This window comes from Bradyrhizobium sp. Tv2a-2 (assembly GCF_000472425.1).
In the GTDB taxonomy this organism is placed as follows: domain Bacteria; phylum Pseudomonadota; class Alphaproteobacteria; order Rhizobiales; family Xanthobacteraceae; genus Bradyrhizobium.
On record NZ_AXAI01000001.1, the window covers coordinates 442,454 to 459,669 of the forward strand.

Sequence of the window (17,216 nt, forward strand, 5' to 3'; positions counted from 1 at the left end):
CTTTCACCCTGAGGGCGAAGATCCCGGCGACGACGCTTTTGTGGTGCACGGACAAGCGCGCGCCGCTGGCATGCCATGCGCGATCACCGCCTAGCCCGATCTCCTCAAGCCGTGCTTTGATGGCGAGCAAGAACAGGCCCGTAGAAAAACGGGGCCTCCAAATCGGGAGCGAGCGAATGGCAAGATTCAGAGTGGTGACGCCGAAGGCTGCGAGTTTCACGGTCCCCGGCGGCGGCTATGCCTATGAGATGGAGGCGTTGGTCCCGATCGGCGCGGAGATTGTCGAGGCACCAGCCAATGAGGCGGAGTTCATCGCCGCTGCAAAGACGGCGGACGCCATCTACGCCAAGGGCCTTCCGATCACCAAGACCATCATCGACGCGCTGGAGAATTGCAAGGTCATCACGCTCGGCAGCGTCGGCGTCGATTCCGTCGACGTGAAGGCCGCGACCGCACGCGGCATTCCCGTGACCAACATCCCCGACACCTTCATCGAGGAGGTCGCCGATCACGCCATGATGCTGCTGCTGGCCGGTTTTCGTCGCCTGGTCGAGCAGGACAAAATGGTGCGTGAGGGCCGCTGGTCCGAGGGCCGGCCGGCGCTGCTCAAAATCCCGCGCCTGATGGGGCAGACGCTCGGCTTCATCTCCTTCGGACGGGTGGCACGGGCGGTGGCCAAGCGCGCCGCGCCGTTCGGTTTGCGGCTGATGGCCTATGATCCCTTCATCCAGGAGACGCTGATCTCGGAGCACGGCGTGCTGCCGGCGACGCTCTCGGAGGTGCTGTCGCAATCCGATTTCGTCTCCATGCATGCGCCGGCTCGTCCCGAGGTGCATCACATGCTGGGCGAGGAGCATTTCCGGCAGATGAAGAAGAACGCCACCTTCATCAACACCGGCCGCGGCGCGACCGTGAACGAGGAGGCCCTGATCAAGGCGCTGCAGGAGGGCTGGATCGCCCATGCTGCGCTCGACGTGCTGGAGAAGGAGCCGCCCTCGCACAACAATCCGCTGTTGCGCATGGAGAACGTGACGCTCACAGCGCATGTGGCGTCCGCCTCCGCCCGCTTCGACGAAGCGCGCAAGCGCCGCGTCGGCCACGAATTGTCACTGGTGCTCCAGGGCCTATGGCCGGCAAGCTGCGTCAACCCGGCCGTATTGCAAAATACCAAGCTGCAGCGCTGGCAGCCCGTGCCGATGGATCGCGGACCGAATAGTTAGCTGGTGTCGCTCTCCCCGCTCTTCGCAGGGAGAGGTCAGGGTGAGGGGTTGTGCCCGCAAATTCGCAAGTGACCGAGCGCGGGGAGAATCCTCCTCACCCGCATCGCATCTTCGATGCGATCCGACCTCCGCGCGCAAGCGGGGCGAGGTAAGAGCAGCAGTTCGCGGCTGCGACGTCCATTAATCTTACGACCTTCAACCAATCGCGCTACACTGCGGCCAACTTGAATTTGCCGGGCTTGACGAAGCCTCCAGCCGAACAGCGAGGATGCCATGGATATGTCTGGGAAAAGTCTGCTGTCGCGCCGCCATTTCTGCCTGTGCTGCATCGGTGGCGCAGCTTCTGCCGTCACTGGCTGGTTGACGCCGCGCGAGGTCTTTGCCGAAGCGCGCGGCATTGTCAGCCTGATCAAGGACAGCGCGGCAACTGCGCAGATCAAGACGCACCGCTTGCGCAACGACATCAGCGTACTCGAGGGATCGGGCGGCAACATCGCCGTGCTGACCGGCAGCGACGGCAAGGTGCTGATCGATGCCGGGATCGCGGTATCGCGTCCGCAACTGACAAAGGCACTGGACGGGCTCGGCAACGAGCCGATCACGCATCTGGTCAATACGCATTGGCACTTCGATCACGCCGATGGCAACGAATGGGTGCATTCGGCTGGCGCCAAGATCATCGCCCACGAGAATACCCAGAAGCACCTTTCCGGCATCCAGCGTGTCGAGGACTGGGACTATAATTTCCTGCCCTCCCCGAGCGCCGCCCTTCCGAGCGAGGTGTTTGCCAGGGAGCATCAGCTGAAGCTCGATGGTGCTACGATCGACCTGAAGTATCATGGACCGGCGCACACCGACGGCGACATCTCTGCCACCTTCGCCGAGGCTAACGTCCTGCATGTCGGCGACATCTACTGGAACGGCATCTATCCGTTCATCGACTATTCCACCGGCGGCAGTATCAACGGCACCATCGCCGCCTGCGACGCCTGTCTGGCAATGGCCGGCAACGATACGATCATCATTCCCGGCCACGGACAGCCAGTCAGCAACAAGGCCGAGATGAAGGACTATCGCGACATGCTTGCCGCCATTCGCGACAATGTCGCCAAGCTGAAGGGCCAGGGAAAATCGCGCGACGAGACGGTCGCCGCCAAACCGACCGCCGCCTTCGATGCGAAATGGGGTCAGTTCCTGATCGATCCCGGCTTTTTCACGCGGCTCGTCTACGAGGGCGTGTGACACAAGCTCTCAGGTTTTCTGGCAAAATCCGAAACGCGGTGTCCCGCTGCCAATCGTTGTGCCCTCGCCCCTCGTGGGAGAAGGCAGCTCCACCAGTCCGCCACCTCGCGGCCCGACAGCGCGCGTTCAGTCGCCTCGGCCGTTGTCGAGCACGCGGCGCACGAGATCGGTCGCGCTCCTGGCGCCGACCTTGCGCATGATCGTCGCGCGGTAACCTTCGACGGTGCGCGCGCTCAAGCCCAGCTCACGCGCCGTTTCCTTGTTGGTCTTGCCCATGGCGATGAACGCAAACACATCGCGCTCGCGTTTGGTGAGGCGGACCTCGCCCGACAGGCGCCGCGAGATCTGCTTGATGCCCTCCAGGCTCTCGATATGGATCTGGGCGCCGATCGCTGCATCGACGCGGGCAACGATTTCGCTGACACAGAACGGCTTCTTGACGAAGTCGAAGGCGCCGCTTTTTATCGCATCGACCGCCAGCGGGATATTGGCTTGCGCCGAGGCAACGAAGATCGGTGCGGGGCAATCCTCGATGCGAAGCTTCTTCAGGAGCTCGAGCGGCCTGCCCTCGACATGGGCGTCGAGAAAGATGCAGGCGGGCGTGCGGACCCTGGTCTCCGTCAACAGTGCGGCGCCGTCGGCAAAATGGATCACCTCGTACCCGGCATCCCGCAACGCGCGCGACAGGGCTTCGCGCGTGGCTGCGTCGTCGTCGACGACATAGACTTCGCCTCTGGAAATGATCGTTCCGGACATCGTTCAATCCAGCTAAAAATACCGGCGATCACCGGTTTGAGATCGGCGATCGCCCTCAGTTGATTTGCAAAAGAAGCCGCCGGCCTATCTGGGTCTCGAACGAACCACCCGCTTGACCGCGCACATTTCACCGACGGTTCGGAAATCCCTACACCCGAAACTTCCGCCGGATTTGACCGGGCGGGACAAAATTTTTACATTTCGGGACAGAGCTTTCGGATGCGCGAATGACCCATCTGATTCGCAGCGGCTGCTTGACGCATTTTGCCGAGATTGCTCGGTCCGTCGGCGTTGATCCCCTGGCCATGCTCCGAAAAGCGAAGCTGCCGCTGACCGCGATCGAGCGTCCGGACCTGCGCCTCGCCGTTACCAACGTACGTCGGCTCCTGGAGATCTCCGCAGCCGAATCGGGTGTCGAAAGCTTCGGCCTCAGGATGGCCGGGCGTGGCGGCCTCGCCGATCTTGGTCCCGTAGCGCTCATCGTCCGCGAGCAACCGACGGTCGGCAAAGCGCTGGAGACGCTGTCCCGCTTCCTGCCCATCCATCACGACGGTATGCGGCTGACGATCGAGCGGCACGACAATACCGTGATCGTTACGCCGGTGCTCCCCGGCCGCGCCGAGCGTCAGGCGACCGAAGCGGTCGTCGCGACGCTGCATCAGGTCATCCGCTCGCTGCACGGACCCGACTGGCGGCCGCTGGAGGTACATCTGATGCATTCGCCGCCGGCCGATCGGAAATTTCACCTCCAGTTCTTCGGCTGCGAGGTGTTCTTCGATCGCGATATCGACGGCGTGGTGTTCGCCGCCAGTGACATGGAGCAGCCTGTCCCGCACGCCGATCCCGATCTCGCCCGTTATGTGCAACGCCGTGTCGATGCGCTCTATGCGAGGCGCGATCGCTGGGATGCCAAAGTGGGCGGACTGGTTCGCGAGCTGTTGTCCGGCGGCGACTGCCGGATCGAGCGTGTCGCCGAGCACCTCGCCTGTGACCGCCGAACCATTCACCGCCGCCTTGCCGAGTGCGGCACGACCTTTTCCGAGATCGTCGATACCGAGCGCGCCGAGCTTGCCGCGCGGCTGATTGAAAATCCCGCCACGCCGATCGCGGACGTCGCCGAGCGGCTCGGCTTCTCCGCCCAGAGCGCCATGGCGCGCTGGTTTCGCCGACGTTTTGGTTGCAGCATCACGCAATGGCGCAAGGAGCATCGGCCGGCGGAGCCGCTCGCGCTTGCGGGCGGTGGCTCCTCCTGACCGGTCGAACGCCAGCGCCTCTCAGATTATCAGAAGACCAGCACTTTGGCCTGCTTGACCTGCGGCAGCGCCTGCACCTTGGCCAGCAGGTCGGGCGGCACCGGCCCGTCGACCTCGACCAGCGCGATGGCGTCGCTGCCGGGCGCAACGCGGCCGAGATGGAAGGTCGCAATGTTGATCTTGGCGTCACCGAGAAGGCTTGCGAACCTGCCGATGAAGCCCGGCTTGTCCTCGTTGGTGATGTAGATCATCGACTTGCCGAACTCGGCGTCGACCCGGATGCCCTTGACGTCGACGAGGCGCGGCTTGCCGTCGTGATAGACCGTGCCCGACACCGAGCGCTCCTGCCGCTCGGTGGCGACGGTGACGGTGATCAGGCTTTCATAGTCGCTCTGGGCTGCGCGCACCACCTCGTCCACCACCATGCCGCGCTCTTTCGCGACGACCGGCGCGGAGACGACGTTGACCTCGCCCAGCATAGGTCGCAACAGACCGGACAGCACCGCCGAGGTCAGCGCCTTGATCTTCATCTCCGCGACATGGCCCTCATAGGTGATCTGCACCTTGTTGATACCGGTCTCGGTGAGCTGGCCCGCGAAGGAGCCGAGCTTCTCCGCAAGCCCGATGAACGGCTTCAGCTTCGGTGCTTCTTCCGCCGTGATCGAGGGGAAGTTGATGGCGTTGGAGATGGCGCCCGAGAGCAGGTAGTCCGACATCTGCTCTGCGATCTGCAGCGCGACGTTCTCCTGCGCCTCGTTGGTGGAGGCGCCGAGATGCGGCGTGCAGATCACGTTGGGGTGGCCGAACAGCACGTTCTTGGTCGCGGGCTCGTCGACGAACACGTCGAACGCCGCGCCCGCCACATGCTTGGAGTTGAGCGCATCGACCAGCGCCTGCTCGTCGACCAGGCCGCCGCGGGCACAGTTGATGATGCGCACGCCCTTCTTCATCTTCGCAATCGCCGATGCGTCGATGATATTCTTCGTCTTCTCGGTGAGCGGGGTGTGCAGGGTGATGAAATCGGCGCGCCTGAACAGCTCGTCAAGCTCGACCTTCTCCACGCCGATATCCTTGGCGCGCTCCGGCGACAGGAACGGGTCGAAACCGATCACCCGCATGCGCAGGCCCTGCGCACGATCGCAAACGATGGAGCCGATATTGCCGCAGCCGATGACGCCGAGCACCTTGCCGGTGATCTCGACGCCCATGAAGCGGTTCTTCTCCCACTTGCCGGCTTGTGTGGACGCGTCGGCCTGCGGGATCTCGCGCGCCAGCGCCAGCATGAGAGTAACCGCATGCTCGGCGGTCGTGATGGAATTGCCGAACGGCGTGTTCATCACGATGATGCCCTTGGCGGTCGCGGCCGGAATCTCGACATTGTCGACACCGATGCCGGCGCGGCCGATCACCTTGAGCCGCTTGGCGCGCTCGATGATCTTGGCGGTCGCCTTGGTGGCGGAGCGGATGGCAAGGCCGTCATAGTCGCCGATGATCTCGGCAAGCTTGTCCTTGTCCTTGCCGAGATTGGGCTGGAAGTCGACCTCGACGCCACGGTCTTTGAAGATCTGCACGGCGGCGGGAGACAGAGCGTCGGAAATGAGAACTTTGGGTTTGGACATGGTGTGATCCGTCAGTGGACGATGCGTTTGATTGACGTCGCGCCCTGCGTGCCTCGCCCGCAGGTTCACCTTTGTTCGATGATGACTGGAAATAACGCTCTCGAGGCCGCCTTACCTGCGGCCTCGATACGCTGTCTTCAAGCAGCCTTCGCCAGCTGCGCCTTGGCTTCGACAAAGGCCCAGTCGATCCACTGCGTGAGCAGCGCAACGTCGGCTGCTTCAACGGTGGCGCCGCACCAGATGCGCAGGCCCGCCGGCGCATCGCGGTAATGGGCGAAGTCGAAGCCCGCGGCTTCCTTCTCGACCATGGCAACCAGCTTCTTGACGAAATCCGACTGCGCGTCGCCGTTCAGCGAGGTGATCGCGGCATCGGTGAACTTCAGACACACCGAGGTATTGGAGCGGATCGATACGTCCTTGGCCAGGAAATCGATCCACGGCGTCTTCGCCACCCAGTCGGCGATCACCTTGGTGTTGGCATCGGCGCGGCCGATCAGCGCCTTCAGGCCGCCGATCGACTTGCCCCAGTTCAGCGCATCGAGATAGTCCTCGACGCACAGCATCGACGGCGTGTTGATGGTCTCGCCGACGAAGATGCCCTCGTTGATCTTGCCGCCCTTGGTCATGCGGAAGATCTTCGGCAGCGGCCAGGCCGGCTTGTAGGTCTCGAGCCGCTCCACCGCGCGAGGGGAAAGCACGAGCATGCCATGCGCGGCCTCGCCGCCCAGCGCCTTCTGCCAGGAGAAGGTGACGACGTCGAGCTTGGCCCAATCGAGCGGTTGCGCGAACGCAGCCGACGTGGCGTCGCAAATGGTCAGGCCCTGACGGTCCGCCCTGATCCAGTCGGCACTGGGCACACGCACGCCCGAGGTGGTGCCGTTCCAGGTGAAGACGATGTCGCTTGCGGGATCGACCTTGGAGAGATCGGGGAGTTCGCCGTAACCCGCGGTCAGCTTGGTGACGTCCTTGAGCTTCAGCTCCTTGACGACGTCGGAAACCCAGCCCTCGCCGAAGGATTCCCAGGCGATCATAGTGACGGGCCGCGCGCCGAGCAGCGACCACAGCGACATTTCGACGGCGCCGGTATCGGACGCCGGCACGATGCCGATGCGATAGTCGGCCGGCACTTCCAGCACTTCACGGGTCAGATCGATCGCAAGCTTGAGTTTGTTTTTGCCGATCTTGGCACGATGCGAGCGGCCGAGCGCTGCGTCCTTGAGATTTTGGGGGGTCCAGCCGGGGCGCTTGGCGCAGGGGCCGGATGAAAAATGCGGCACGGACGGCCGCTGAGCGGGCTTCGCTGCAGTCATGATCTACCCTTCCAGATAGTAAGCCTCCCGTTGGGGGGAGGTGTCCCGCCGCGGGTGTTACGGGAATCGCCTGATATCGTCAAGAAACTTCGCGCTCCTCACGCGCGATTGATCCGCGGCGATCATTCCGGCGGAGCCCCAGGCGGCGTCGCGCCGCCCGGCCGGTGCAGGAACGTCATCGAGGCAAAGGCGCCGATCCAGGAACCGACCGCTGCGAACAGCACATAGATCCAGTTTTCCGTGTAGCTGATCACCGCAAAGGACGAGAGCAGATACCAGATGCTGCTCCAGGTCGCCGCCGGAACGCGCTTGCGCGCCACGACCGAGGACGTGAACATCACATAGACCGCATCAGTCGCGGCCGTGGCGAGCACGACGGCCAGCGCCGTCAAAGGATGGATCGACGACATCGCTTCGGTTCTCCAAGGCAGCCGCGAACTCCGGTTTCACCTCTCCCGAAGAGAGAGGTGGACAACCTCGCGGAGGCAATCACTCAACAAATTCCGCCGTCCTCTAAAACCTGATCGTCATGCCGATGTGACTGCGCGCAAAGCCGAGCCGCTCGTAGAAGCGCTGGGCGTCGACGCGGGTTTGGTGGGTTAGAAGTTCGACCAGCTTGCAGCCTTGTGCACGCGCCTCACCGACGGCCCAGCGCACCAGCTGCTCGCCGATGCCGCGGCTGCGGCGGCTGCCATCGACACGAACGTCCTCGATCAGCCCGCGGGAAGCACCTTGCGAGCTTAGGCCCGGCAGGATGCAGAGCTGCAGGCAGCCGACCACCACACTCGCCTCCTCCGCGACTACGAGCGTGATGTTCGGATCGGCATCGACCCGCGCAAAGGCCTGGAAATAGCTGTCCGGCAACGGCGCCTCGATCCTCTCGCGCGTCTTCCCGAGCGCATCGTCCGCGAGCATCGCGACGATCTTGTCAACGTCCTCGCGGCGGGCGCGGCGGATGGTGATGGCGTTTGCGGTCATGATCTTCCAACTTTCCCTCAGCGCACCGGCGCAAGCTTCAGCACACGTTCGCTGTCAGCGATCCAGCGCCTGACAGCACCATAGCGCGCCATATCGAAACCGCCCTGATGCGCAAGGCGCGTGTAGGCAAGCAGCGCGACATCCGCAAGCGAGAAGGCGTCGCCCAGGAGATGGTGCGTGCGCGCGAGCTGCTGCTCGAGCTGATCCAGCGCGGCATAGCCGCGCTTCACGAGGTTCGGATCGAGCTCGCTCTGCCGCTTGCCGAGATAGACCATCTGGAAACGGCACACCGCCACATAGGGCACATGGCTGTACTGCTCCCAGAACAGCCAGGCGTCCATCCGCGCGGCAGCAAACGCATCCTTGGGAACGAGATCGCTGTCGCGCGCGAGATAGCGGATGATGGCGTTGGATTGGGCCAGTGTTCGGCCGTCCTCGAAATCCACCGCCGGCACCTGCCCGAACGGATTGAGCTCGAGGAATTCAGGCGTCCGGCTGCCGCCGCGCAGCGTGTCGACCTCGACCCAGCCGTAGCGCAGGCCGAGATAATCGGACACCCACTTCACCTTCAGGCAGTTGCCAGAATTGCTGTCGCCGAGAATCTTCATGTCGCCACCTGCTGCCGAGAGGCGACAGAGCAACAGGCAAAGGCAAAGCTGTCAATCGCGATAGCACGAGGCGGCGGGCCTGGGCTCAGAACTTGTAACCGAGACCGGCGCGCACCGTATTGATGCTGGTATCGACGCTGGCGGTGAAGCGGACATACTCCCACTCCGCACGCGCGAACAAGCCGCCCACGATATTGATGTCGACGCCCAGGCCGGCGGTGTAGCCGTAGATCAGGTGGTTGTGCTGGGCATCCGTTGCTTGCAATGGCTGCAGCGGAGTGAAGGGGCCGGATATGGTGGTGGCGACGGCGTCGTTGATGACGACGGCGTGGGTGATGTCAGCATTGCCAAGCGCAAATCCGCCAAACATATATGGCAGGAAACAGCCCCAGGCGTAGGCCGCGCGACCGCGGAACGTCGCCATGTCCGAAATCGAAATCGATGACGATGAAGTCACCGCGACATCATGAAAGAAGCGGTCGGACAGCGCGGCGCCGCTGACGAGTTCCTTGCTCGCACTCGAGGTGCCTCCGAACGAGCCGTGCAGCCAGCTCGCCTCGACGCCGACGACCACATCGTCCCACTGCCAATTATATCCGGTGAAAGCGCCATAGCCCGGGGCGCGTGCCGACACCTTTCCCATGCCGAGATTCCAGGATGACACCTGCATCTCCTGGATCACATTGTGGTCGAGCAGTGCGGCGATCATGTTCGCATTGGAGCCGGTGAAATTCTCGTCCGACGAGCCGTAGCCGGCTTGGCCGCCGATATAGAAGCCTTCCCAGTTCACGCTCGACGTGGAAAGCCCGTCGGTGAAGCCGCCGCGGAGGATGGGAAGATCGGCAGCATTCGCCGCGGTCATCGCCCCGCACATCACCGCCGCCAGCAAAAGCCTACGCATCGCAACGCTCCAAATCAAAACTCACTGTGGCTACGATCATCGCCTGTTAACCTTAACCAATGGTTGTCGGCCGCCCCCTCGCCGCAAGTTCTTCGCATCGTCGCCACAGTCGCTGCGCCTCGGAAAAGAAAGACGGCGCGGGAGGGTCCCGCGCCGTTAACGATTCCTAACAGGGGAAAAACGAAATCAGCCCTTGCGAATGAGCGGCGGCGGCGGGGGCGGCAGAGTATCGAGATCCCAGCGCACGCCGAGCTTGAGGTCGTTCGACGTGATGTTCCTCATCGTCCAGGGGAATTGCGGGGTCGCGGTACCGGCGTAGTTGGAGTTGGTGCCGGTGACCGCGTCGCCGAGATTCATGTAGCTATAGGCAAGTTCGATGGTCACGTCCGGCGTGACCCTGTAGCCGAGGCCGGCATGCAGCGCCCAGGCGAAATTCCACTTGCCGTTGTCAGAGGCGTACACAACGCTAGGCGGAAGGGCCACGCCAAAGGTGGTGCCGATCCCGTTATCTTGGAAGCCGGAGATCCGATTGTAGGAAGCACCAATGCCGCCGCCGATGAACGGCGTCACGCACCACCAGGTGCCGAGGTCGAAATAGCCGTTGGCCATGATGACCGTTTCAGACTTGGAGCCCGAGTAGTTGTCAGCCAGCGCTGAACCCACGAAAGCATCGGTAAATTGCGAGCCGTGGAAGTTGGCGCGGCCGCGATACTGGCCGATGACGTCGACGCGAAACCAGTTGTTGAACTGATAACCGACGCCGATGTCCCACAGCATCGACGAGTCAAAGCCGATCCCAGCGGACGTGAATAGCGCGGCGTTCGGATCGGGGTTGTCGAGCGACTTGATGCGCTGGTTGGTCATGCCGATATCGCCGCGCAGGTACCAACCGGAGAATTCGGCCGGTGGCGGCGGCGCGTACATCGGAGGCGCCGCAATCGGCAGGTCGGCGGCAAGCGCCGCGGTGGACAATATTGACGCCGCTCCGGCGGCGAGCAGTGACTTAACGCAACGCATTGGCTTCGTCCTTTTAGCCGGTGAGGCAGACACGAAGCCCCACGTAAAAAATCCACGGCTGGACGATGCCAGCAAAAGCTTAAGCGGCACTTAACCCTAATTATTAAGGTTGATGATCTCTGACTGCAGGTGCGGAAACCGCGGCCAACGTGGCGCAAGCCGCCGCAAATGCCAACGATTGGTTTACGAGGCGAGCGAATAGCGTATGGCGAAAAGGACGAGTGCTGTTCTATTCGCTACGCCCTGTTCGCTGCTCGCCATTGGCTACTTCGCGCGTCAGCGCGCGTGCTGCGGCATCTTTGGCAGGAACACCGCAAGCAGCCCGATCGCCGGCAGGAAGGAGCAGAGCTGATAAACGAAAGCGATCGACGTGTGGTCGGCGACCTTGCCCAGCACGGCCGCACCGAGTCCGCCGATGCCGAAGGCGACGCCGAAGAACACGCCCGAGATCATGCCGAAGCGATGCGGCACCAGCTCCTGCGCGAACACGATGATGGAGGGCGTCGTCGACGAGATGATCAGGCCGATGATCACGCTCAGTACCGCGCTTCCGGCAAGCCCCGCATAAGGTAGGGCCAGCGTGAATGGCAGCGCGCCGACGATCGAAATCCAGATCACGATCTTGCGGCCGAAACGGTCGCCGAGCGGGCCGCCGAAGAAGGCCCCGACCGCATTCGCCGCAAGGAAGATGAAGAGATAGATCTGCGCGGCCTGGGTCGAGACGCCGAACTTGTCGATCAGATAGAAGATGTAATAGCTGGACAGGCTCGAGATATAGAGCTGCTTGGAGAACAACAGCATCACCAGCACGCCGAGCGCAACGAGCACGCGACGGCCGCTCGGCGCATGCGGGTCCCTGGCGATCGGCGCCATCTTCCGCGCCGTGATCTGCGGCTTGTACCAGAGCCCGATCCGCCACAGGAGCACGATCGCGATAAAGGCGATCGAGGAGAACCAGGCGATACTGCCCTGCCCGAACGGCACGACGATGAGCGCCGCGAGCACCGGCCCCATCGCGGTGCCGAAACTGCCGCCGAGCTGGAACACCGATTGCGCAAAGCCGTAGCGGCCACCCGACGCCAGCCGCGCGATGCGCGCGGACTCCGGGTGAAACACCGCAGATCCCAGCCCGACCATCGCGGCCGCGACCAGAATGACCAGATACCGGTGCGCGACCGAGAGCAGCAGCAATCCGAAGAAGGTCGAGGCCATGCCAACCGACAGCGAGAACGGCTGTGCCTTCTTGTCGGTGAAATGCCCGACCACCGGCTGCAACAGCGAGGCGGTGAACTGGAAGGCCAGCGTGATCAGCCCGATCTGCGCGAAGTCCAGCGCGTAATTGTCCTTCAGGATCGGATACACCGACGCGATCAACGACTGCATGGTGTCGTTGAGGAAATGCGAGAAGCTGATGCCGGCAAGCACGACGTATGCGGGACCAGCCGCCTTCGCGGCCAACGACGGCGCGGCGTCCTTGACGACGACCTGCTCGGTCGGCGCTTCCTGCGATACGACGACTGCCTTGTTCAATGCGGACTTCCCGGGGAAAATTCGGATGGAATCAATGCGTCGTTCCTACAGGGGGGACGCACGCACGACCACCGCCAATAGCCGATGGCTGCGATGCAACCGCGGTTCCCGCGCGCTTGTCCAGCAAGACCAGGATCTCCCGCCTCTCCTCGTCGGGAGCGAAGGAGAATGCGGCTCGATCGGAGACCAGCCTCAGGCGGCAGCCACCTGGCCCAGCGCTGAGACGATGGTGTCGACGACTTCCTCGACCAGGATGCGGTCGTCGCCCTCGCCCATCACCCGGATCACGGGCTCGGTGCCGGAGGAGCGCACCAGCAGGCGGCCATGGCCGTTGAGTCGCTGTTCGCCATCGGTGATGGCCGACTTGACCTCGGCATTGTCGAGCGGCTTGCCGCTGCGGTAGCGCACGTTCTTGAGGATCTGCGGCAGCGGATCGAAGCGATGGCAGACTTCCGAGACCGGGCGACGCAGCCTCTGCACCACGGCGAGGACCTGCAGCGCCGCGACAAAGCCGTCGCCGGTCGTCGCGTAGTCCGACAGGATGATGTGCCCGGAGGGTTCGCCACCGAGATTATAGCCACGCGCGAGCATCTGCTCGAGCACATAGCGGTCGCCGACCGGGGTGCGCACGACTTCGAGCCCCTGCTCCTTCAGGAAGCGCTCGAGTCCGAGATTGGACATCACGGTCGCGACAATGCCGGGCTGCGAAAGGCGTCCGTCTTCCTTCCAGCTCTGCGCGATCACGGCGAGCAGCTGGTCGCCATCGACGATATGGCCGCGCTCGTCGACCAGGATGACGCGGTCCGCGTCACCGTCGAGCGCAATGCCGATGTCGCCGCGCATCTCGCGCACCTTGCGTGCCAGCGCCTCCGGCGAGGTCGAGCCGCATTCCTTGTTGATGTTGAACCCGTCAGGCTCGACGCCGATGGAGATCACGTCGGCGCCCAGCTCCCACAGCGCTTCCGGCACCACCTTGTAAGCGGCACCGTTGGCGCAATCGACCACCACGCGCAGGCCGTCGAGCGAGAGGTCGCGCGGCAAAGTGCGCTTTGCGAATTCGATGTAGCGGTCGTGCACGCCGTCGATGCGGCGGGCGCGCCCAAGGCTCGCGCTTTGCGCCAGGCGCTTGTCGAGGGATTCGCCGAGCAGCCGCTCGATTTGACGCTCGACATCGTCGGAGAGCTTGAAGCCCTGCGGACCGAACAGCTTGATGCCGTTGTCCTCGAACAGATTGTGGGAGGCGGAGATCATCACGCCGAGATCGGCGCGCATGGACTTGGTGAGCATGGCGACCGCGGGCGTCGGCATCGGACCGACCAGGAGCACGTCCATGCCGACCGAGGTGAAGCCCGCGACCATGGCGTATTCGATCATGTAGCCGGATAGCCGCGTATCCTTGCCGATGACGACGCGGTGGCGATGCTCGCCGCGCTGAAACACGAGCCCCGCGGCCTGACCGACCTTGAGCGCCAGCTCCGGCGTGATCAGGCCGTTGGCGCGTCCACGAATGCCATCGGTACCGAAATAGTTGCGGCTCATTAAGACCCCCAGTAGTGCGCCGTCGATACTCGCACAACTTGCGAGCGTGCCCTAATCCCACTAATTCGGGGTGTTATAATGGCTTCGCCGCTAAAATGGCTTCAAAAAATATGATTAATCATTACGGGGGAGGGGCCGCGCGACGCACCCGTTAAGGTCTTGTCAACGTTAAGGTTTGCGGAGATCCGGCGGGCTAGCCTTTGCGCCGTGGTTCCAGCGGTTGAGCTACGCTCACGGGATCGGAGGCCGGGAAGGTCTCCTCCAGCCCCTCGTTTAACGCCTCGTCCAGACGCTGCTTTTCGTCGTCACCGGCGGGCTTGTGCCCGTGCTTATCCTCTCGCTTGGGCTTGGAACCAGACCCGGTCATCATGCCCTCCATGCACGCCGGTTCGTCGATTTGGCACCGGCCTCAACCATGCTAGATGACAACGCGCGTCGGAATTACAAGACGGTTTTTGAGGGCCGGGAACGTTCATGAAGCACATCACCTGCATCGAGGATCTTCGCCTGCTGCACAAGCGGCGGGTGCCGAAAGCCTTTTTCGATTATGCGGACCGCGGCTCCTATGCCGAGGAGACGCTGCGCGCCAACCGCGAGGATCTGCAGCAGATCAAATTCCGCCAGCGCATCCTGGTCGACGTCTCCAAGCGCGACACCGCGACCACGATCCTCGGCGAGCCCTCCGCGATGCCGCTGATCCTGGCACCGGTCGGGCTCCTGGGCATGCAGCATGGCGATGGCGAGATCCTTGCCTGTCGCGCGGCGCAAGCCGCCGGTATCCCCTTCACGCAAAGCACGATGTCGATCTGCTCGATCGAGGATATCGCCGCCAGCGTATCGAAGCCGTTCTGGTTCCAGCTTTATGTGATGAAGGACCGCGGCTTCATCAGGGAGCTGATCGAACGCGCGATCGCAGCCAAATGCAGCGCACTGGTCCTGACCGTCGACCTGCAGGTGATCGGCCAGCGCCATGCCGACATCAAGAACGGCATGACCGTGCCGCCGGAATGGTCGCTGTCGAAACTCTTGGATTTCGCCAGCAAGCCGGCCTGGGTCGCGGGCGTCCTGCAGGGCAAGCGCCGCACCTTCGGCAACATCGCTGGCCATGTCAAAAACACCGAGAATCTCGACAAGCTCTCGGAATGGACCGCGTCGCAATTCGACACTTCGCTGAGCTGGAAGGACCTCGACTGGATCCGCAAGATCTGGCCGGGCAAACTGATCATCAAGGGCATTCTCGACGTCGAGGATGCCGAGGAAGCCGCCAAGGTCGGCGCGCAGGCTATCGTCGTCTCCAACCATGGCGGCCGCCAGCTCGACGGCGCGCCGTCGTCGATCGAGGTGCTGCCGGAGATCGTCGATGCCGTCGGCTCCCGGATGGAGATCATGTTCGACGGCGGCATCCGCTCAGGGCAGGACGTGATGCGCGCGCTAGCGCTCGGTGCCAAATCCTGCATGATCGGCCGCGCCTATACTTACGGCCTTGGCGCCGGCGGCCAGGCCGGCGTCGAAAAGGCGATCGACATCATCCGCAAGGAGCTCTTGACCACGATGGGCCTGTGCGGCGTCAACACCATCGCCGAGATCGACGATCACGTGCTGGCGGTGTGAGAGCGGGCAAAGAACGACGTCGTCTCGTAGCGCGGTGCACATTGTTGTGCCCTCGCCCCTTGTGGGATTTTCTGCAAAGTGACGACCTTGGCGAAATTCCGCTAGATCAGGCTGTTAGCGGCTCAGAACCGGGCCGTGGGTCCGGTCGGTGTCCGGTCTATGCAACGCTAGACACCGTTGGACGATGTTATGCGAAAATGCATCGGAATGGCGATGCCAATCGCCCAGACACTGTTGAGGAGGCGGGCCGGACGATCGGAAATTACTCATTTCATTGCAATGGGCGGGGAACTGGTGGCACTCGGTCAGCATTCGTGCTCGTTCCGGTGATGACGACCACCGAGGCAGTGGTGCCGGCGCGCAACTTGACGGTGTCCGGAACCTGTTCGAGGCGCACCATTACCGGTATGCGCTGCGCCAGTCGGATCCACTCGAAGGTCGGCTGAACGGAGGGCAACAACTGGAAGCCTGTACTGCCGTTCTGCTGGGCAATCCCCCAGCCGATGCTCTCGACCCTGCCTTGCAACGGGATGTCAGGATAGCTCATCAGCGTGACAACCGCGCGATCTCCGTTTTGAAAATTCCCGATAAAGGTTTCACGGAAAAACGCCTCGACGTAGAAGCTATTGGGATCGATCACGGCCACTATCGGCTGATTGGCTACCGCGGAATCTCCGACTCGCAATTGCAGATTGGTGATGTACCCATCCAAGGGCGCCCACACCTTGGTGAAATTCAAGTTCTCTTCGGCAAGCTTCAGGTCCGCCTCAGCTCGGCGCAGCCTGGGGTTGGCTTCTCCCAATGCACCAAGATCGGCTATCGCACGAGCCAGGCCGGCCTTCGATCGGTCCAGGTCAGCCGTCATCTGGTTCACGTGCGATTTGGCTCCGTTCAACTGAGCCAGGTCGTCCTGATACGTCGTATTCTTGTTGTCGAAATCCCTCTGATCGGTCACCCCTTGCGCAAGCAGAATCTTGGTGCGTTCCATTTCGACTCGCGCGTTCTCCGTGCTTGCGGCATAACCCGCCACCTCGAATCGCGCCTGGTTGCGATCCGCTTCGCTTTGCTCGACAGCGGCTCTCATTACGTCAACCTGTTCGGCAAGAGACTTGATGATGTCGCGCATGTTGTCGAATTGCGCACGCGCCAAATTCACGTCCGATTGGAACGTACTTGGGTCGATTTCAAATAGAAGGTCACCTTGCTTCACCAGCTGGTTGTTTCGGATCGGTACACGAACCAGCTGACCGGATAGGCGCGGAACGATCTGAATCACCTGTGCCCGCACCACGCCATCCCGTGTCCAAGGATATTTGATATAATCCAAGTATTTGTAGGCAATCATGCCAAGGGCCGCCAGCACGATCGCGCCCGTCGAGATGATCTTGATGATCGGTTTCATAGCTCTCACCCTGGAAAAAGAAAGATGGAGAGCAAGCCGGTATAAATCACGGCCAGCGCGATCAACACGAGCGACGGATGATAGAAGTACCGTGACACTCGGAAACGATTCAAAAGACCTGCCGTAATCGAGGCAGCAACGAGACCCAAGGCGGCATCAAGCAGTATCGGCGGGAAGAAAACTTCCCCTATGTGTAGCTCGTGCGGGATCAGATGCATCGACACCCACTC

17 protein-coding genes are annotated in these 17,216 nt (G+C 62.6%); 4 read left to right on the plus strand and 13 right to left on the minus strand.

The window, feature by feature from the left end; genetic code table 11:
- The first annotated feature begins 176 nt into the window (after window positions 1-176).
- Entirely contained in the window at window positions 177-1,220 is a 1,044-nt protein-coding gene (locus tag A3AI_RS0102115) for a C-terminal binding protein (protein ID WP_024513987.1), read from the plus strand.
- 273 nt (window positions 1,221-1,493) lie between these two features.
- On the plus strand, window positions 1,494-2,462 hold the full coding sequence (locus A3AI_RS0102120) for an MBL fold metallo-hydrolase (protein WP_036047282.1): 969 nt from the start codon (window positions 1,494-1,496) through the stop codon (window positions 2,460-2,462).
- A 126-nt stretch (window positions 2,463-2,588) separates the two neighbouring features.
- Here A3AI_RS0102120 and A3AI_RS0102125 read toward each other — a convergent pair whose 3' ends face one another.
- The gene (locus A3AI_RS0102125) at window positions 2,589-3,218 is read right to left on the minus strand and encodes a response regulator transcription factor (RefSeq protein ID WP_024513989.1); all 630 of its coding nucleotides are present in this window, start codon (window positions 3,216-3,218) and stop codon (window positions 2,589-2,591) included.
- Window positions 3,219-3,445: 227 nt separating this feature from the next.
- Here A3AI_RS0102125 and A3AI_RS0102130 point away from each other — a divergent pair, with 227 nt between their 5' ends.
- Window positions 3,446-4,471, plus strand: coding sequence for an AraC family transcriptional regulator (locus A3AI_RS0102130; protein ID WP_024513990.1), 1,026 nt, complete (start codon window positions 3,446-3,448; stop codon window positions 4,469-4,471).
- A 29-nt stretch (window positions 4,472-4,500) separates the two neighbouring features.
- On the opposite strand, the gene serA is transcribed toward A3AI_RS0102130, so the two are convergent.
- The 10 genes from serA to A3AI_RS42025 form a co-directional block, all read right to left on the minus strand.
- Window positions 4,501-6,090 (minus strand): phosphoglycerate dehydrogenase, encoded by a 1,590-nt coding sequence (gene serA / locus A3AI_RS0102135; protein ID WP_024513991.1) that lies wholly within the window; start codon window positions 6,088-6,090, stop codon window positions 4,501-4,503.
- A 137-nt stretch (window positions 6,091-6,227) separates the two neighbouring features.
- Window positions 6,228-7,400, minus strand: a complete 1,173-nt coding sequence (locus A3AI_RS0102140; protein WP_024513992.1) for a phosphoserine transaminase — start codon at window positions 7,398-7,400, stop codon at window positions 6,228-6,230.
- A gap of 122 nt (window positions 7,401-7,522) precedes the next feature.
- Window positions 7,523-7,810 carry a hypothetical protein gene (locus tag A3AI_RS0102145; RefSeq protein WP_024513993.1) on the minus strand — a complete coding sequence of 96 codons (288 nt, stop codon included), beginning with the start codon at window positions 7,808-7,810 and terminating at the stop codon, window positions 7,523-7,525.
- Window positions 7,811-7,913: 103 nt separating this feature from the next.
- Window positions 7,914-8,378, minus strand: a complete 465-nt coding sequence (locus A3AI_RS0102150) for a GNAT family N-acetyltransferase (protein WP_024513994.1) — start codon at window positions 8,376-8,378, stop codon at window positions 7,914-7,916.
- A 17-nt stretch (window positions 8,379-8,395) separates the two neighbouring features.
- Window positions 8,396-8,986 carry a glutathione S-transferase family protein gene (locus A3AI_RS0102155; protein WP_024513995.1) on the minus strand — a complete coding sequence of 197 codons (591 nt, stop codon included), beginning with the start codon at window positions 8,984-8,986 and terminating at the stop codon, window positions 8,396-8,398.
- Window positions 8,987-9,071: 85 nt separating this feature from the next.
- A complete protein-coding gene (locus A3AI_RS0102160) occupies window positions 9,072-9,887 on the minus strand; it encodes an outer membrane protein (protein ID WP_024513996.1) in 816 nt (271 codons plus the stop codon).
- Between the two features lie 186 nt (window positions 9,888-10,073).
- Window positions 10,074-10,904, minus strand: coding sequence for an outer membrane protein (locus A3AI_RS0102165; protein ID WP_024513997.1), 831 nt, complete (start codon window positions 10,902-10,904; stop codon window positions 10,074-10,076).
- Window positions 10,905-11,180: 276 nt separating this feature from the next.
- Entirely contained in the window at window positions 11,181-12,434 is a 1,254-nt protein-coding gene (locus A3AI_RS0102170; protein ID WP_024513998.1) for an MFS transporter, read from the minus strand.
- A 192-nt stretch (window positions 12,435-12,626) separates the two neighbouring features.
- The gene (gene glmM / locus A3AI_RS0102175) at window positions 12,627-13,973 is read right to left on the minus strand and encodes a phosphoglucosamine mutase (protein WP_024513999.1); all 1,347 of its coding nucleotides are present in this window, start codon (window positions 13,971-13,973) and stop codon (window positions 12,627-12,629) included.
- A gap of 193 nt (window positions 13,974-14,166) precedes the next feature.
- The gene (locus A3AI_RS42025) at window positions 14,167-14,352 is read right to left on the minus strand and encodes a hypothetical protein (protein ID WP_036047285.1); all 186 of its coding nucleotides are present in this window, start codon (window positions 14,350-14,352) and stop codon (window positions 14,167-14,169) included.
- Between the two features lie 95 nt (window positions 14,353-14,447).
- On the opposite strand from A3AI_RS42025, the gene A3AI_RS0102185 reads away from it, so the two are divergent.
- The gene (locus A3AI_RS0102185; RefSeq protein WP_024514000.1) at window positions 14,448-15,584 is read left to right on the plus strand and encodes an alpha-hydroxy acid oxidase; all 1,137 of its coding nucleotides are present in this window, start codon (window positions 14,448-14,450) and stop codon (window positions 15,582-15,584) included.
- 271 nt (window positions 15,585-15,855) lie between these two features.
- On the opposite strand, the gene A3AI_RS0102190 is transcribed toward A3AI_RS0102185, so the two are convergent.
- On the minus strand, window positions 15,856-16,986 hold the full coding sequence (locus A3AI_RS0102190) for an HlyD family secretion protein (RefSeq protein WP_024514001.1): 1,131 nt from the start codon (window positions 16,984-16,986) through the stop codon (window positions 15,856-15,858).
- A gap of 5 nt (window positions 16,987-16,991) precedes the next feature.
- The gene (locus A3AI_RS0102195; protein WP_024514002.1) at window positions 16,992-17,204 is read right to left on the minus strand and encodes a DUF1656 domain-containing protein; all 213 of its coding nucleotides are present in this window, start codon (window positions 17,202-17,204) and stop codon (window positions 16,992-16,994) included.
- Window positions 17,205-17,216: the final 12 nt, after the last annotated feature.

Coding starts and splice junctions, on each gene's coding strand:
- A3AI_RS0102165 (WP_024513997.1), bottom strand. CDS start 10,904: ATGCGTTGCGTTAAGTCACTGCTCGCCGCCGGAGCGGCGTCAATATTG.
- A3AI_RS42025 (WP_036047285.1), bottom strand. CDS start 14,352: ATGGAGGGCATGATGACCGGGTCTGGTTCCAAGCCCAAGCGAGAGGAT.
- A3AI_RS0102130 (WP_024513990.1), top strand. CDS start 3,446: ATGACCCATCTGATTCGCAGCGGCTGCTTGACGCATTTTGCCGAGATT.
- A3AI_RS0102185 (WP_024514000.1), top strand. CDS start 14,448: ATGAAGCACATCACCTGCATCGAGGATCTTCGCCTGCTGCACAAGCGG.
- A3AI_RS0102115 (WP_024513987.1), top strand. CDS start 177: ATGGCAAGATTCAGAGTGGTGACGCCGAAGGCTGCGAGTTTCACGGTC.
- A3AI_RS0102120 (WP_036047282.1), top strand. CDS start 1,494: ATGGATATGTCTGGGAAAAGTCTGCTGTCGCGCCGCCATTTCTGCCTG.
- A3AI_RS0102195 (WP_024514002.1), bottom strand. CDS start 17,204: ATGCATCTGATCCCGCACGAGCTACACATAGGGGAAGTTTTCTTCCCG.
- A3AI_RS0102190 (WP_024514001.1), bottom strand. CDS start 16,986: ATGAAACCGATCATCAAGATCATCTCGACGGGCGCGATCGTGCTGGCG.
- glmM (WP_024513999.1), bottom strand. CDS start 13,973: ATGAGCCGCAACTATTTCGGTACCGATGGCATTCGTGGACGCGCCAAC.
- A3AI_RS0102125 (WP_024513989.1), bottom strand. CDS start 3,218: ATGTCCGGAACGATCATTTCCAGAGGCGAAGTCTATGTCGTCGACGAC.
- serA (WP_024513991.1), bottom strand. CDS start 6,090: ATGTCCAAACCCAAAGTTCTCATTTCCGACGCTCTGTCTCCCGCCGCC.
- A3AI_RS0102160 (WP_024513996.1), bottom strand. CDS start 9,887: ATGCGTAGGCTTTTGCTGGCGGCGGTGATGTGCGGGGCGATGACCGCG.
- A3AI_RS0102155 (WP_024513995.1), bottom strand. CDS start 8,986: ATGAAGATTCTCGGCGACAGCAATTCTGGCAACTGCCTGAAGGTGAAG.
- A3AI_RS0102145 (WP_024513993.1), bottom strand. CDS start 7,810: ATGTCGTCGATCCATCCTTTGACGGCGCTGGCCGTCGTGCTCGCCACG.
- A3AI_RS0102140 (WP_024513992.1), bottom strand. CDS start 7,400: ATGACTGCAGCGAAGCCCGCTCAGCGGCCGTCCGTGCCGCATTTTTCA.
- A3AI_RS0102150 (WP_024513994.1), bottom strand. CDS start 8,378: ATGACCGCAAACGCCATCACCATCCGCCGCGCCCGCCGCGAGGACGTT.